Raw genomic sequence first — 13,252 nt, 5'->3', positions numbered from 1 at the left:
ACATGGACTTAGCTGCAAGCATATGAGGCATTCTAGAGCGTGGTTTCCCCGAGTGTCAGGAGCGCGTCGCCAACCGTGTGGAACGATCCGGTGACGAGAACGGACTCGGCGGCTGCCGGCGCTGTCTGTACGGCATGAGCAAAATCCGGATCCACCGATGCGGATATGCCCTGCGACTCCGCGAACGCGAGCGCTTCTTCAGGGTGCCACGCGCGCTGTGGCGGCGCGCTCGGCGGCGCGACCAGAACGATCGAATCAGCCGCGGTTGCAAGAATGGAGAGCATCTGCCGCCAATCCTTGTCGTTCAGCACGCCCACCACAGCGGTCGCGGGATGACTGACGCCAACCGCGGCCAACGTCGCGACGAAAGACTTCATCCCGTTGGGGTTGTGCGCGACGTCGAGAATGTAAGGGCCGACACGCTGAAACCGGCCCGGCAGCAGAACGGACGGCAGCACGTCACGCGCTTCCTCGAGACTCACCGCCCAGGGACTCCCGGCGGCGTGCAACATTGACAGCGCGACGGCAGCATTATCCGCCTGCGCCATTCCTGTGAGACCGATGGTCAAGTCCGCTGATTCGGCGCCGTGTGTCACCGTGAAGCTCGTGCCATTCGCCGTCAGCGTGACGTTGCTCGTCTGATATAGCCGTGTCGCATCTATTACCGCGGCCACGCCCGCATCCGCGGCGGTGCGACAGATCGCCACCCGCGCTTCGGTGAACATCGCTCCGATCACCGACGGCACGCCTGGCTTGAATATCCCGGCTTTCTCCCGCGCGATCAGCTCCTCGGTGTCGCCGAGGTATTCCTGGTGGTCGAGCGCGATGGATGTGATGCCGGCTACGAGCGGTTGAATCACGTTTGTGGAATCGAGACGCCCGCCGAGTCCCGTCTCGATGACCGCGACATCCACTTCGTACGACGCGAAGTAGTCCAGAGCCATGCACGTCGTTATCTCGAAGAACGTCGCGCCAAGCCGTTCCGCCGACGGGCCCCAGCGATCGAGAAACCCGAGCACGTATTGCTCGCCGATCGCATTATCGTCCACGACGATCCGTTCGCGAAAGTCGATGAGATGCGGCGACATGTAGCGTCCGACCCTTATTCCCCTGGACCTGAGCAGGGCGTAAAGCGTGGCGACGACGCTTCCCTTCCCGTTGGTGCCGGCCACATGGAAGGTCTTGATTCTCTGCTGCGGATTCCCGAGCAACCGCAGGAATTCGAATGTGCGCTCGAGCCCGTACTTCGAAGTCGCGCCCGTCCGCGCAAAGAGCGCGTCGAGCGCGGAGCGATATGAGGTCAGGCCGCTGTCCACCCCGCTGCCGCGGGCTTGCCACTCATGTGCCGCAGGAGTTGTCCCACCGTCTGCTTGAGATCCTTGCGCTGCACGACTGCGTCAACCATTCCGTGCTCGAGGAGGAATTCTGACGTCTGGAATCCTTCGGGGAGATCCTGCCCGATCGTCTGCTTGATGACGCGAGGCCCGGCGAACCCGATGACAGCGCCCGGCTCGGCGAGGATGGCGTCACCGAGCATGGCGAAGCTCGCACTGACTCCGCCGGTCGTCGGGTTCGTGAGAATCGAAACGTATGGAATACGACGTTCGGCAAGCTGCGACAGGATGGCCGCGGCCTTCGCCATCTGCATCAGGCTGAGCACTCCCTCCTGCATTCGGGCGCCGCCGGATGAGGAGACGAGAATGAACGCGAACTTTCTCTCCAGCGCCTTCTGTCCGAGCCGTGCGATCTTCTCACCGACGACGGATCCCATGGAGCCACCCATGAAGGCGAAGTCCATCACGCCGAGGCACACCGGCAGCTCGAGGAGCTGTCCGGTGAACGTGAGGATGGCGTCGCCCTCGCCCGACTTGGCGATGGCCTTGGCGAGGCGCCCGGGATACTCGGGGAAACCGAGGGGATCCGTGGATCGAATATCGGTTTCGGTCTCTTCGGTGGTGCCCTCATCGAGGAGGAGATTGACGTACTCGATGGCCCGTATGCGGCGGTGATAGTCGCACCCCGGGCATACGTTCAGGTTGCGGACGAAATTCTCGCGGATGTCGGTGTGTCCGCATCGCTCGCATTTCTCCCACGCATCCGCGGGTATCTCGTGTTTCTCACGCCGCGGTTGTCGGGGCTTCTTTTCTTTGCGGAACCAGGCCATTCGTAGAAATGTGACCGGGAGGTGCGAGACAGGCAAGGTTTTCCGCGAGGATCCCGCGAGGATCCCGCGAGGATTCAGGCGAGACAGGCCGACGCTCGTACCTCGCAGACAATTGACTCTCAGCTGGTGCGGAAGGCGGCCTTGCCCCGGCCTTCGCCGGAGATGCGCATGAGCACTCCTATGGCTAACCAGCTTGCGAGCATGAATGACCCGCCGTAGCTGAAGAACGGCAGCGGGATGCCTGTGATCGGCATCAGGTTGAGCGTCATGCCGACGTTCACCAGGACGTGCACGAACCAGCTCGCCATGAGTCCGAACGCAACGAGCGAGCTGTACGAATCGTTGGCGCGGCCGGCGATCTGGGTGATGCGAAGAAACAGCACGAGAAAGAGCGTCAGCGCCACCGTGACGCCGAGGAACCCCATCTCCTCGCCAAGGACGGCGAAGATGAAGTCGGTGTGCTGTTCAGGCAGGAATGCCAGTCGCTTCTGCGTTCCGAGGGTAAAGCCCTGACCGAAGAGTCCTCCCGATCCGATCGCGATCTTCGACTGGATCACGTGATATCCCGACGCGCGCGGGTCGGCGGCGGGATCGAGAAAGACCTTGAGCCGGTTCTGCTGGTACGGCGCGAGCTTCTCCCAGAGAATCGGCGCGACCACGCCGGTTGCGATGTTCGCCGCCAGCAGCACGATTCCTTCTATGAGATATGGCCTGTAGTACAGTATGAGTGCGAGCAGGACGAGAAACCACGCTCCCCACATTCCTGTGCTGAACGACAGAATGAGACTGACCACCGGGCTTCCAAGCAGAAGAAGAAGCGGCCACGCCACGCCGGACCAGTACAGCATCCCAAAGAAAATGCCAATGAACACGATGCCGGTGCCGAGGTCCGGCTGCAGCATGATGATGAGCCATGGCAAGCCAACCGCGAGCGCCGGCTTCCATAGATCGAGCAGAGACCTCGGCGGCTCCTTGCGCGCCGCGAGGATGTGGGCGAGCATCAGCACTACCGTGAGCTTCGCCAGCTCCGAGGGCTGACCGATGCGCACGCCGCCGATCGCCAGCCAGCTTTTGGTGGATGCGGCCGTGCCCGCTCCAGACCCAATGACCAGCGTCGCCGCGAGCAGCAGGATGGACAAAATGTACGCCGGCAGCGTCACCCACTCAATGAATCGCACCGACGAACGGCTGATTCCGTACGCGCCGAGCATTCCGATGCCCAACCAGACGATCTGCGACTTGTAGACGCGCGCGACAGCTGTCGGCGTGTCCGTCTGCCCGGCGGAGTAAACCATCGCTACTCCGAAGATTGACAGCAGCAGCGCGGTGATGACGAGCGGATAATCCGCGACAATGCGCCGCATCAGCCGCCCTCTGTATTCACGACGGCCTCACCACCAATACGGAGATAGTGTCCGATGATCTTCGACGTGACTCGCGCCGCTAAATAACCGTGGATTCCGAACTCGAGAAATACCGCCACCACGATCTTCGGATTCTCGGCTGGAGCGAAGCCGACGAACCACGCGTGATCCTTGTTCGGATCGGACGTGTTCTGAGCCGAGCCCGTCTTGCCGGCGATGACGAGTCCCTGGATGTTCGCGGATGCGGCCGTGCCGCCTGCCGACGTCACGCCGGCCATTGCCCTCCTGAGTCCGGCGAACTGCTCGGGGGTCAGGTTGATGATCTTCTTCTGATCCGGCGTCCTGGCGACGAGCTCCGGAGTCGAGGAGGTTCCTTCTGTTGCCAGTGCGGCGTAGAACTTCGCCATGTTCACGACGGTCTGTGAATTCGCGCCCTGGCCTATCGCGAGATTCAGCGTTTCGGAGTTGCTCCAGTTTGCCCCGAACAGCCGGTTGTAGTACGCGCGAACATCGCGTGTCGGGAAGCGCGGCTTGTACTCGGCAGGCAGATCAATCCCAGACTTCTCGCCGAACATGAGGTCTATTCCGCCGGCGACGAGCTTCGACAACCCGATCTTGAGCCCGAGCTGATAGAAATAGACGTCGCACGAATGGGTGATGGCTCCGGCAAGATTCAGGCTGCCGTGCCCCCGCTTTTCCCAGCACCTGAAATAGCGCCGGCCGTACTGCAAGCCACCCGTGCATGCAATCGGCATGTGCGAGTCCAACGTGACGATCCCGTTCTCGAGTCCCACAACCGATGTCGCAAGCTTCCACGTGGATGCCGGCGGATACGTGCCCTGAATCACCTTGTTGAAAAGAGGCTTGCGCGGATCGGTGTTGAGCTCCTTCCAGTAATCCACCGGAATGCCGCCGGTAAAGCGATTCGGGTCGTAGCTCGGATTGCTGTAAAGTGCGAGCACGGCGCCGTTCTTCGGATCGAGTGCGATCACTCCGCCCTGAAGCGAATCACCGAAGACGCTCGCCGCGAACTTCTGCAGATCGAGATCAATGTTGGTCTTGAGCGGAGGAGCCCCGACCGCATTCTTCTCGGGTCGCGGGCCGATGTCGCGCACCGGACGGCCGCGCGCATCCACCTCGTCGAACCGCTGGCCCTCCTGGCCCCGGAGCACGCTCTCATACTGCTTCTCCAGCCCGCCCTTCCCGATCGTCTGCCCGGGCTTGTAGCCGGCGAACTGCGGAAGGTTGAGCTCGCCCTCCGTGATTTCACCCGTATATCCGACGAATGCCGCGACGATCGGACCGTCCGGGTAGAATCGCTTCGGAACCGACTGGATGATGAGGCGCGGAAAATCAATGCGATGCTCCTCGAGCACCGAGATGACGTCTATGGACGCGTCTGGCAGGATCACCGTCGGGCGCGTCGGAGCACGCTTGTACCGCCGTATCGCCGCGGTGATGTCGTACTCGGTGAGCTGGAGCGTCGGCTGCAGCACCTTGAGCGATGCCCGCAGCGAATCGAGATTCGTCGCCGTGAGCGAGACGGAATACGCGGGAAGATTCTCCGCGATGATCTCGCCCTTGCGATCGTAGATGATACCGCGGGGCGCCGGAAGCGGAATCTCGCGAAGACGGTTGTCCTCGGACTGTTTCTTATAGGACTCGGTCTGGAGGACCTGCGCCCGAAAGAACGCGCTCAGAAGCAGTACGAACCCGATTCCCAGCGCGTACGAGATGACCCGGGTTCGACGCGCGATGTCGTTCGGATGAAAGCTCATGACTTAGCCGGTTCCAGCAGCGGCCTCATGATGAATAATAGCAGCACGCCGGCGATCGAAGTCGCAGCCGCCGAAAGAGGAGACCACAACAGCAGCTGCTGGATGAGCTCGATACCCCCAAGGCGTTGCTCGACGCTGAAATAGATCAGGTCGAAAACCCACTTGCCGAGGAAGAAGAAGAACGCGTTGAGGGCGAGGTTTTCGGCGAAGAACACGGCCTTGAGCCACGACGCGAGATACCCGACGATGGTCATCGCGACCGCCCCCGCGCCGAGCGCATCGGGCGTCAGCGAGTCGGACACTATACCAAGAGCAAATCCGATGATCGCGCCCGCGGCGGGACGTACCCGAATCGCCGACAGCAGGAGCGCCAGCACGAGAAAGTCCATCGGGGCGCGCCATCCGAGCAGCGGGCGGAGCGTGTAATGCAGAAGCACGAGGATCAGAAACGTCGCGAGAGCTTTGCCGATGCTGCCCAGATTCATCAGTCGCCTCTGGTGGGGCTTGGAGACCGCTTGGTCGAATCGCGAGCGATCGAGTCCCGGCGCGCCGAATCCCGGCGTGCCGAATCCCGGCGTGCCACCGCGCGCCGAGCTGCTTCACGCCTCGCGGCGGCTGCCGCTGCTGCCGCCGAATCCATGGGCGGCGCCGCGACCGGCTGGCGAGTTACAGTATCGGGCATCAGTTCGGGAGGCAGTCCGCCGGGAATCTGACCGCTCGCGGTCGAGTCGCGGGCCATCGTGTCGAGAGCCGCGCGCCTCGCGGCCGCTTCGGCCAGCGCCGCGCTCTTCGCTGCGGAATCGCCGGCAATCACTATCCGCTGTGCGGCGGCGTCCGCCGCGGCGACGCTGCTCCACACGTTTTCGAAGCCCTTGCTGGCGCGGTCGTTGCGAAGAATCATCACCGCGCCTACATCCGCCGGAGAGACAACCGGCTTGAGCAGATAGGTCCGCGCCCACCCCTCAGCCGTGCTGATCTCCGAAAGCACTGTCCCGATAGGAATGCCACGAGGCCACACTCCGCCGAGCCCGGAGCTCACGACGAGGGCGCCCGGCTTGAGTGTGCTGCGGAACGGAATCCCGCGGAGCTCCATGAGGTATCCGGTGGTCGCGCTTGCCGCATGGGCCTGGACGATCCCGAACGCGCTGCCATCCTGCGACATCGCGCTCACGCGGAAGTCCGGGTGCGTCCAGATCAGCGCCTCGCTCATCGTCGGATCGACGTTGGACACCATCCCGACGACGCCTTCCGGCGAAACCACCGGACTGAGACGCCGCACGCCGGCGTTCGATCCCGCCGTGAGGGTCATCGTGGTCACGTCGCGCACGCCGCGCCCGTGAATCGCTTCAGCGGGAACGAAGCCCCACCTGAGTCGCGCGCCGAGTCCAATGATCTGTCGCAACCGGTCGTTCTCGCTCACCAGCGCGTCCACGGTCATCGCGCGCAAAGCGACGCTGTCGCGAATAGCGGTCCGCTCGTTGTCGAGAAGCAGCGATCTCCTGCTCGCCTCGGCGCGCTCCTGCAGCATCACGAGCGGCGCCAGGAAAGTTCTTCGCATCGAGCTCGCAACGGGGTCGCGGAGGTTCTGCGGAAGACCGCGTGCCACCAGCGCCAGCAGCGCCGCGGCGACGAGTACGATCAGGTCACGGCGATTGCTGCTCCGGACTGCGTGCGCCACTCCTGGCTCCTCAGGTGGTGAGCACGGACCAGTACTTCTCCTCGTCGTCGAGGATGCGCCCGGTGCCGCGTACCACACAGGTCAGGGGATCTTCGTCCACGTGGATCGGCAGACCGGTCTCCTGCGAAAGCAGGACGTCGAGACCGCGGATCAAAGCCCCGCCGCCGGTCATGACGATGCCGCGCTCGACGATATCGGCGGCGAGCTCAGGCGGCGTGATTTCCAGTGCGCGCCTCACCGCGCCGACGATCTGCTGAATCGGCTCCTGCACAGCGTCGCGGATCTCGGCGGAATGAATCCGCACACTCTTCGGAATTCCGGACACGAGGTCGCGCCCCCTTACTTCCATCTCGCGCTCCTCGCCGATCGGATACGCCGATCCGATCTGGATCTTCACCTGCTCGGCAGTGGATTCGCCGATGAGCAGGTTGTAGTTCTTTCTCATGGACTGGAGAATCGCCATGTCGAGCTCGTCTCCGCCGGTGCGGATGGAAGTATCGCTCACGATTCCCGACAGCGCGATGACCGCGATCTCGGTCGTGCCACCGCCGATGTCGATCACCATGTTGCCGGTCGGCATCTCTACCGGCAGACCGACGCCGATCGCCGCCGCCATCGGCTCGGCAACCATAAACACTTCCTTGGCGCCAGCGCCGAGAGCGGAGTCGCGCACCGCGCGCCTCTCCACCTCGGTGATGCCCGATGGTACGCAGACGATGACGCGCGGCTTGATTTTGAACACGTGGTTTTCGATGATGAGCGCGAGGAAGTAGCGCAGCATTTTCTCCGTCACGTCGAAGTCGGCGATGACGCCATCCTTCATCGGACGGATGGCGATCACGTTTTCAGGCGTGCGACCCAGCATGCGCTTGGCCTCGAGCCCGACTCCCTTGATCTTCTTCGTCTCACGATCGAGAGCGACGACAGAGGGCTCATTCAGCACGATTCCCTGGCCCTTCACATAGATGAGCGTGTTCGCGGTGCCGAGATCGACTGCGATCGTGTTCGCGGGGAACAGTGAACCTGCCTTGAAGGGCCAGCGCATGATGTCTCTGTCTTAGTTCAGGAAAGAATCGACGTCTTTCAGTGGCAAGCCGAATGCCTCGGCGACTGCGGGATAGACCACGTTGCCTTCGATGACATTCAGTCCCTTCCTGAGGGCAAGGCTTTCCGTGCACGCCCGCTTCCAGCCGAGATTGGCTAGGCGAAGCGCGTACGGGAACGTCGCGTTGGTGAGTGCGAGCGTGGATGTGCGTGAAACGCCGCCAGGCATGTTGGCGACGCCGTAATGGATCACCCCGTCAACTACATACGTGGGGTTCTCATGCGTGGTCGCATGAATTGTCTCGACGCATCCGCCCTGGTCAATGGCCACGTCCACGATGACGGATCCCGGTTGCATTGTCTTCAGGTCCTCGCGGCGGATGAGGCGCGGAGCGACCGCGCCCGGTATCAGCACAGCGCCGATGACCAGGTCCGCGGTTGATATCTGTTCCAGAATATTGTGACGATTGGAATAGATGAGCGTCACATTCGCCGGCATGACGTCGGAGAGGTACCGCAGACGCTCGAGCGAGAGGTCGAGAACGGTGACCTTGGCGCCGAGTCCGGCGGCCATCTTTGCCGCATTGATTCCAACTACGCCGCCGCCGAGAATCACCACCTTTCCGGGAGGAACGCCAGGGACGCCGCCAAGCAGAACGCCGCGTCCGCCGTAGAGCTTCTCGAGATACTTGGCGCCTTCCTGCACCGCCATGCGTCCTGCGACCTCGGACATCGGAGTGAGCAGCGGAAGCTCGCGCGTCGGAAGCTCGACGGTTTCGTACGCGATGCAGATCGCGCCGCTGTCCATGTGCGCCTTCGTCAGCTTCTCGTCGGCCGCGAAATGGAAATACGTGAAGATCGTCTGGCCCTTTCTCATCATCGGCCACTCCGGGGCGATCGGTTCCTTCACTTTCATGATCATCTCGGAGTCGCCCCACACCATCGCAGCATCCGGTGCGATCTTCGCGCCTGCGTCCGTGTAGTACCTGTCGGTGAACCCGCTTCCCTCTCCTGCTCCCTGCTGCACAACGACGCTGTGGCCTGCGGAGACGAGAGCTTCGGCGCCTGCCGGAACCAGCGCAACGCGATTCTCATTCGTCTTGATCTCCTTCGGAACGCCAATCTTCATTTTCTTGATTTCGTGTTGAATTTGAAATATTGCCGCGCGCTCAGAACGCCGCGTGCGGCCCGAGACTTACAATTGTCTGCGAATCCGGCGAGAAGAACTCGCCGCATACATTCATGACTGTCTTTACGGTTATTCCGTCGATCAGCGCAAGCAGCTCATCCAGCGTCCGATACTCTTCGCTGTAGAGCTCGACACCGGCGGCCCTGTACATCCGGGAAGAGACACTCTCGAGCGACAGTGTAATCTGCCCCTTTAGCTGGCTTTTTCCAGCGGCCAGCTCGTCTTCGGGAATGCCTTTCGTGGATACCAGCTGGAGCTCCGCGCGAATCGCCTCTGCCGCCTCGGCCGCCGTATCGGGCGCGGTACCGACGTAGATGCCGTGGTTTCCGGAGTCGCGGTGGAACGACTGGAAGGAATAGACGGTGTAGGCCAGCCCCAGATCCTCACGGATCCTCTGGAACAGCCGCGAGCTCATCCCTCCGCCCAGAAGCATCCCAACCAGGCTGAGAGCATGCCGCCGCGGATCGCCGTGAGGTATGGTCGCGGAGCCGAACACTATATGAGTCTGGGCGCTGTTGCGGTCGAAGTGCTGCATTGACGGCGGCCGCGGCGTCGGCGGCGGCGGACCGGCCGGACGCGTCGAATGCGCCGGAATGTCGGCCCAGCCCGTGACATTCAGGATCCTCAACAACTCGTCGTGCCCGATATTGCCCGACGCCGCCACGACGATGTTCCCCGGATGATAGGCACGGTCGTGAAGGGACCTGAGATCGCCGGGCGTGAGCGAGGTGACAGTCTCCCTCGTCCCAAGTATGGGATATCCGTACGGATGCGAGCCCCACAGCTCGGAGCCATGCAGCTCGAAAACGAGATCATCCGGTGTATCATCCACCGTATTGATCTCCTCGAGCACGACCTTTCGCTCGAGGTCGAGGTCGGACTGCTTCAGCAGCGGCCGGAATATGAGATCGGCCACCACTTCCGCTGCGATCTCGACATGCTCGTCCAGCACGCGCGCCTGATAGGCCGTGTGCTCGCGCGATGTGTATGCGTCGAGCGATCCACCCAGAGTCTCGAGGGCAAGCGCCAGGTCCTTCGCCGAACGTGTCGGCGTGCCCTTGAAGACCATGTGCTCGAGCATATGCGAGACCCCCATCACCTCCGGCGTCTCGTTCAGCGACGCTGCGCGCACCCAGGCCCCCAAAGCAACCGACCGCACTCCCGGCATGTGCTCCGAGAGTACGGTCAGGCCGTTGGAAAGTACGGTGCGGCGAAGTCCTGCTTCATCCTTCGTCGCGAATGCACTCACTCCCGGGTGCGACCTCCGCCGCTACGAGGTGAACGGCTGCGCGGACGCCGAGGGCGTTCCTCGCGGGCCGAGCCCGTCTCGCTTCCGGCTTCGCTTTCCTCGGACGCGCCGCTCGACGCACCAGACGCACCGCTCGACTCGGAGCTTTCGAACGGTGAGCCGCCGTCGCCGGCTTCGGGCTTCGGCACCAGTGCCTTCATGGACAGACGCAGGCGTCCGCGCTCGTCGCGCTCGAGCAGCTTGACCTTCACACGATCGCCCTTGCTGACGACGTCCTCGGTCTTTTCAGTGCGGCCGTGCTTGAGCTCGGAGATGTGGACCAGTCCTTCGGTGCCCGGCATGATCTCGACGAACGCGCCGAAAGCGGTCGTGCTCTTGACTGTGCCTTCGTACGTGTCGCCGATGATCGGCTCGGCGGTCAGCGCCTGAACCATCTGGCGTGCCCGCTCCATCGCCTCGCCGCCGACAGCGGCGATCGTCACGAGACCCGAATCGTCAACCGTCAGCTCGGCCCCGGTTTCTTCCTGGATGCCGCGGATGGTCTTGCCCTTCGGTCCGATCAGCTCACCGATCTTCTCGGGGTTGATGTTGATCGTCACGATGCGCGGTGCATACGCCGAGAGGTCGGAGCGCGGAGCGGGCAGCGCCTTCATCATTTCGCCAAGGATGTGGAGACGTCCCTCGCGCGCCTGGTCGAGCGCTTCCTTCATGATGTCGAGCGACAGGCCCTGAACCTTGATGTCCATCTGGATGGACGTGATCCCGTTCTCGGTTCCAGCGACCTTGAAGTCCATGTCGCCGAGGTGGTCTTCGGTACCGAGGATATCGGTGAGGATCGCATACTTCTTCCCTTCCTTGATCAGGCCCATCGCCACGCCGGCGACAGCGCCGCGGATCGGAACGCCACCGTCGAACAGGGCGAGCGAGCCGCCGCAGACCGAAGCCATTGACGACGATCCGTTCGACTCGAGCACGTCGGAGACGATGCGGATGGTGTACGGGAACTCCTCGAACGGCGGCAGGACGCTCTGCAGCGCGCGCTCCGCGAGGTTGCCGTGTCCGATCTCGCGGCGGCTGGTGCCGCGCATCGGGCGGACTTCACCGGTGGAGAACGGCGGGAAGTTGTAGTGGAGCATGAACGACTTCGTCGTCTCGCCCTTGTCGTCGATCGAGTCGAGGCGCTGGACATCCTGCGCCGTACCGAGCGTCACCGCGACGAGCGCCTGCGTCTGTCCGCGCGTGAAGAGCGCCGAGCCGTGGGCGCGGGGCAGAACCGGCGTGTCGATGGTGATTGTGCGGACTTCGGTGGGACCGCGACCGTCCACGCGCTTGCCGGTGGCGAGCACCTGGGCGCGAAGACTGTCGTACTCGGCGTCGGCGACGAGAGTGGAGATGTCCTTGCCGTTGTCGGGGAACTCGACGAGGAGCTCCGCTGCGACCGCCTTCTTTACCGCTTCGACGGCGGCGATGCGGCCGTGCTTGTCGGGCTGGTTGATGGCCTCGTTGATCTTGCCCTCGGCGAGCGCCTTGACGCGGGCGACGAGCGCCTCGGCCGGCTCGGCTTTGGTCCACGTCATTTTCGGGGTGCGGCCGCGGGAGAGCATCTCCTCCTGAATCGCGACGAGCTCGCGGATGCCGCCCTGCGCGACGTTCAGCGCTGCCAGCGTATCGGCCTCGCTGATTTCGATCGCGCCGCCTTCGACCATCATGATCGAGTCCTGTGAGCCGGCGACGACAATATCCATGTCGCTGTACGGGAGCTGCTGGAAGGTCGGATTGAGAATCCAGTTCTCCTGCACGCGTCCGACGCGGACAGCGGCTATCGGTCCCATGAACGGGATTTTCGACGAGTTGATGGCGTACGAGGCGGCAAGGAGGGCGAGCACATCGGCGTCATTTTCCTGATCGGCGGAGATGACGTAGATGAAGACCTGGACCTCGTTCTTGAATCCTTCGGGGAAGAGCGGGCGAATCGAGCGATCGATGATTCGCGCCTTGACGATCTCGGAGTCGTGCGGACGGCCTTCGCGCTTGATGAATCCGCCGGGGATCTTGCCCGCGGCGTAGGCCTTGTCCCTGTATTCGACGAGGAGGGGGAAGAAGGAGAGCGGGCTTTCCGTCTCGCTCACCGTCACTGCCGCCAGCACCATCGTGTCGCCGTACTGTACTACCGCAGAGCCTGAAGCCTGCTTTGCCATGCGGCCGGTCTCGATAATGAGCTTCCGGCCGGCGAAATCGCGTTCAATGCGTTCCATCTTTCTTTTGCCTTTTCTTTTTTCTAGAGAACACAAAACGCGCGCGGGCACGAGAGTGCACCCGCGCGCGGGACATCGTCAGAAGAGCCGATTAATGGCGGAGGCCAAGATCCGCAATGATCTTGCGGTAGCCTTCGAGATTGGTCCGCTTGAGATAGTCGAGCAGGCGACGGCGCTTGCCGACCATCTTCAGCAGGCCCTGCCGGCTGTGATGATCCTTGGCGTGGGTGCGGAAGTGGTCGGTCAAGTAGTTGATGTTCTCGGTGAGAATCGCGACCTGGACCTGCGCCGACCCGGTATCGGTGCCGTGCGTGCGGTACTTCTCGACTGTTGCGGTCTTCTGAAATGCCATGTTGCTGTGATCTCCGCGCGCTTTGCGCGCTGGTTTGCTTTGAAATCGTCGTAAGCCCCTAAAATTACCCGACTTAGGCGTTCCTGTAAAGTCTGGTGTCAAACCAAAGTAGAAATGTCCCCCCTCTTAACAAAGTAGAAATGTCCCCTTGGGTTCATGTTGTTATTGGAAGGTCTGAT

General features: G+C 62.6%; 11 protein-coding genes. All 11 read right to left on the bottom strand.

The window, feature by feature from the left end; translation table 11 throughout:
- Positions 1-32 precede the first annotated feature (32 nt).
- Entirely contained in the window at positions 33-1,316 is a 1,284-nt protein-coding gene (locus Q7S20_00530; protein ID MDO8500311.1) for a folylpolyglutamate synthase/dihydrofolate synthase family protein, read from the bottom strand.
- A complete protein-coding gene (accD, locus tag Q7S20_00525; protein MDO8500310.1) occupies positions 1,301-2,164 on the bottom strand; it encodes an acetyl-CoA carboxylase, carboxyltransferase subunit beta in 864 nt (287 codons plus the stop codon). The genes Q7S20_00530 and accD overlap by 16 nt, the downstream gene beginning before the upstream one ends.
- Before the next feature lie 119 nt (positions 2,165-2,283).
- On the bottom strand, positions 2,284-3,528 hold the full coding sequence (gene rodA, locus Q7S20_00520; GenBank protein MDO8500309.1) for a rod shape-determining protein RodA: 1,245 nt from the start codon (positions 3,526-3,528) through the stop codon (positions 2,284-2,286).
- The gene (gene mrdA / locus Q7S20_00515) at positions 3,528-5,306 is read right to left on the bottom strand and encodes a penicillin-binding protein 2 (GenBank protein ID MDO8500308.1); all 1,779 of its coding nucleotides are present in this window, start codon (positions 5,304-5,306) and stop codon (positions 3,528-3,530) included. The genes rodA and mrdA overlap by 1 nt, the downstream gene beginning before the upstream one ends.
- Positions 5,303-5,791, bottom strand: a complete 489-nt coding sequence (gene mreD, locus Q7S20_00510; protein ID MDO8500307.1) for a rod shape-determining protein MreD — start codon at positions 5,789-5,791, stop codon at positions 5,303-5,305. Before mreD ends, mrdA begins: the two co-directional genes overlap by 4 nt.
- Entirely contained in the window at positions 5,791-6,984 is a 1,194-nt protein-coding gene (gene mreC, locus Q7S20_00505; protein ID MDO8500306.1) for a rod shape-determining protein MreC, read from the bottom strand. Before mreC ends, mreD begins: the two co-directional genes overlap by 1 nt.
- A 10-nt stretch (positions 6,985-6,994) precedes the next feature.
- Positions 6,995-8,029 carry a rod shape-determining protein gene (locus tag Q7S20_00500; GenBank protein ID MDO8500305.1) on the bottom strand — a complete coding sequence of 345 codons (1,035 nt, stop codon included), beginning with the start codon at positions 8,027-8,029 and terminating at the stop codon, positions 6,995-6,997.
- Positions 8,030-8,041: 12 nt separating this feature from the next.
- Positions 8,042-9,157, bottom strand: a complete 1,116-nt coding sequence (ald, locus tag Q7S20_00495) for an alanine dehydrogenase (protein MDO8500304.1) — start codon at positions 9,155-9,157, stop codon at positions 8,042-8,044.
- A gap of 40 nt (positions 9,158-9,197) precedes the next feature.
- Complete coding sequence (locus Q7S20_00490) at positions 9,198-10,466, bottom strand: pitrilysin family protein (GenBank protein MDO8500303.1); 1,269 nt, start codon at positions 10,464-10,466, stop codon at positions 9,198-9,200.
- Complete coding sequence (locus Q7S20_00485; protein MDO8500302.1) at positions 10,463-12,721, bottom strand: polyribonucleotide nucleotidyltransferase; 2,259 nt, start codon at positions 12,719-12,721, stop codon at positions 10,463-10,465. The genes Q7S20_00490 and Q7S20_00485 overlap by 4 nt, the downstream gene beginning before the upstream one ends.
- Before the next feature lie 91 nt (positions 12,722-12,812).
- On the bottom strand, positions 12,813-13,073 hold the full coding sequence (gene rpsO, locus Q7S20_00480; protein ID MDO8500301.1) for a 30S ribosomal protein S15: 261 nt from the start codon (positions 13,071-13,073) through the stop codon (positions 12,813-12,815).
- Positions 13,074-13,252 lie beyond the last annotated feature (179 nt).

It is taken from the genome of Gemmatimonadaceae bacterium, assembly GCA_030647905.1.
GTDB lineage: Bacteria > Gemmatimonadota > Gemmatimonadetes > Gemmatimonadales > Gemmatimonadaceae > UBA4720.
Note: the sequence above shows the minus strand (reverse complement) of the source record. Positions and strands in the feature narration are given on the sequence as shown.

Coding starts and splice junctions, on each gene's coding strand:
- mrdA (MDO8500308.1), bottom strand. CDS start 5,306: ATGAGCTTTCATCCGAACGACATCGCGCGTCGAACCCGGGTCATCTCG.
- Q7S20_00500 (MDO8500305.1), bottom strand. CDS start 8,029: ATGCGCTGGCCCTTCAAGGCAGGTTCACTGTTCCCCGCGAACACGATC.
- rodA (MDO8500309.1), bottom strand. CDS start 3,528: ATGCGGCGCATTGTCGCGGATTATCCGCTCGTCATCACCGCGCTGCTG.
- accD (MDO8500310.1), bottom strand. CDS start 2,164: ATGGCCTGGTTCCGCAAAGAAAAGAAGCCCCGACAACCGCGGCGTGAG.
- Q7S20_00485 (MDO8500302.1), bottom strand. CDS start 12,721: ATGGAACGCATTGAACGCGATTTCGCCGGCCGGAAGCTCATTATCGAG.
- rpsO (MDO8500301.1), bottom strand. CDS start 13,073: ATGGCATTTCAGAAGACCGCAACAGTCGAGAAGTACCGCACGCACGGC.
- mreD (MDO8500307.1), bottom strand. CDS start 5,791: ATGAATCTGGGCAGCATCGGCAAAGCTCTCGCGACGTTTCTGATCCTC.
- ald (MDO8500304.1), bottom strand. CDS start 9,157: ATGAAGATTGGCGTTCCGAAGGAGATCAAGACGAATGAGAATCGCGTT.